Origin of the sequence: Streptomyces sp. SID5910 (assembly GCF_009862125.1) — a bacterium.
Classification (GTDB): domain Bacteria; phylum Actinomycetota; class Actinomycetes; order Streptomycetales; family Streptomycetaceae; genus Streptomyces.
Genome location: NZ_WWHX01001037.1, coordinates 1 through 1,979 on the forward strand (window position 1 = coordinate 1; position 1,979 = coordinate 1,979).

The window sequence follows — 1,979 nt, forward strand, 5'->3', positions numbered from 1 at the left end:
TGGCGGCCTCGGCGACGTGCACCCAGCGCACCGGCCGGTCGAGCAGGCCGGCGCCGGCCACCACCTCGGGCTGCCCGGCGAGCACCCGCTCCAGGGCGAGGACCTGACGGACCGACAGGGCGGGCTCCCAGGAATCCCGGGTGTCCCGGGCGGTGGTGGTCATGGCGGCGGTTCCTCCGCTCGGTGCACGGCTCGGCCTCACGGCTCAGCGCAGGGATGGGCGCGCGGCCGTCACAGGCTCCGCAGGGCGCGTTCGAGGATCGCGGCGCCCTCCTCGGCCTCCGCGACGGTGAGGGACATCGGCGGGGCGATGCGCAGGGCGCTGGTGTCGTGGCCGCCGCCCTTGCCGATCAGCAGCCCGCCGGCGCGGGCCTCCTCCAGTACGGCCGAGGCGGCCCGCGGGTCGGCCTCGTCGGTGCCGGGCCGGGTCAGCTCGATGCCAAGCATCAGTCCGCGCCCGCGCACCTCCCGCACGTGCGGCACCTGGGCGGCGACGGCCCGCAGCCGTTCGGCGAGCAGTCCGCCGACGCGCCGGGCGTTGCCCTGGAGGTCGTGCTCCAGCAGATAGGTGAGGTTGGCGAGGCCGGCCGCCATGGTGACCTGGGTGCCGCCGAAGGTGGAGATGCTGTTGGCGTCCAGGCAGTTCATGATCTCGGCGCGGGCGATCACGCCGCCGATGGACATGCCGTTGCCGATGCCCTTGGCGAAGGTCACGATGTCGGGCGGGCCGCTGCGTGCGTGGGCCTGCCAGCCCCAGAAGTGGTCGCCGGTGCGGCCCCAGCCGGTCTGGACCTCGTCGGCGATCCACAGGATGCCCCGCTCGTGCAGCACCTCGCGGAAGGCGGCGTACAGGCCGTCCGGCGGGGAGGTGAAGCCGCCGACGCCCTGCACGGGTTCGGCGATCAGCGCGGCGGGCGGGCGGGTGTGGCCGAGGAGGTCCTTGAGGTCGGCGACGCAGGCGTCGATGAAGTCGCGGTCGTCCAGGTGCGCGTAGGGGCCCCGGGTGCGCACACCGCCGTGCACGTACAGCGTCTGGAGCGGTGAGAGCGAGGTCGGGGACCAGCCGCGGTTGCCGGTGATGCCGACGGCGCTGAAGGAGCGGCCGTGGTAGCTGTTGCGCATCGCCAGGATGCTGTTGCTGCGCCGGTGGGCGGTGGCGAGCAGCAGGGCGGTGTCATTGGCCTCGGTGCCGGAGGTGGTGAAGAAGACGCGGGCGTCGGGGATGCCGGACAACTGGGCGACGCGCTCGGCGAGTTCGACCATGGGCCGGTTCAGGTAGAGCGTCGAGGAGTGGATGATCCGCCCGGCCTGCTCGCTCACCGCCTTGGTCACCTCGGGCAGGGCGTGCGCGGTCATCGTGGTGAGGATGCCGCCGAAGAAGTCGAGGTACTTGTTGCCGGCGGAGTCCCACACGTGCCGGCCCTCGCCGTGGGTGATCTCCAGCGGGTCCTCGTAGTAGAGGGCGAGCCAGTCGGGCAGGACGGCGCGGTGCCGGGCGAACAGGTCCTTGGTCACGGCTGCACCAGCCCTTCGTAGGCGTCGGGGCGGCGGTCGCGGTAGAAGGCCCACTGCTGCCGCACCTGGTCGATGAGGTCGAAGTCCAGGTCGCGGACGACGAGTTCCTCCTTGCTGTCGCTGGCGACGTCGCCGACGAACTGGCCGCGCGGGTCGACGAAGTACGACGTCCCGTAGAAGTCGTTGTCGCCGTACTCCTCCTGCCCGACCCGGTTGATCGCGGCGACGAAGTACTCGTTGGCGACGGCCGCGGCGGGCTGCTCCAGCTGCCACAGGTGGGCGGAGAGGCCGCGGTGGGTGGCGGACGGGTTGTAGACGAGCTGGGCGCCGCCGAGGCCGAGCTGCCGCCAGCCCTCCGGGAAGTGCCGGTCGTAGCAGATGTAGACGCCGACCTTGCCGACGGCCGTGTCGAACACGGGCCAGCCCAGGTTGCCGGGGCGGAAGTAGAACTTCTCCCAGAAGCC

The 1,979-nt window shown here is 72.4% G+C and carries 2 protein-coding genes and 1 pseudogene; all 3 read right to left on the bottom strand.

What is annotated here, in order from left to right:
* Positions 1-163: pseudogene (locus GTW67_RS36715) on the bottom strand (PucR family transcriptional regulator ligand-binding domain-containing protein); the annotation flags it as partial.
* Positions 164-231: 68 nt separating this feature from the next.
* Complete coding sequence (locus GTW67_RS36720; protein WP_161169029.1) at positions 232-1,515, bottom strand: aminotransferase class III-fold pyridoxal phosphate-dependent enzyme; 1,284 nt, start codon at positions 1,513-1,515, stop codon at positions 232-234.
* Positions 1,512-1,979 (bottom strand): nitrilase-related carbon-nitrogen hydrolase (locus tag GTW67_RS36725; protein ID WP_275940284.1); only part of this gene is annotated, 468 nt, incomplete at its 5' end. The genes GTW67_RS36725 and GTW67_RS36720, both read right to left, overlap by 4 nt.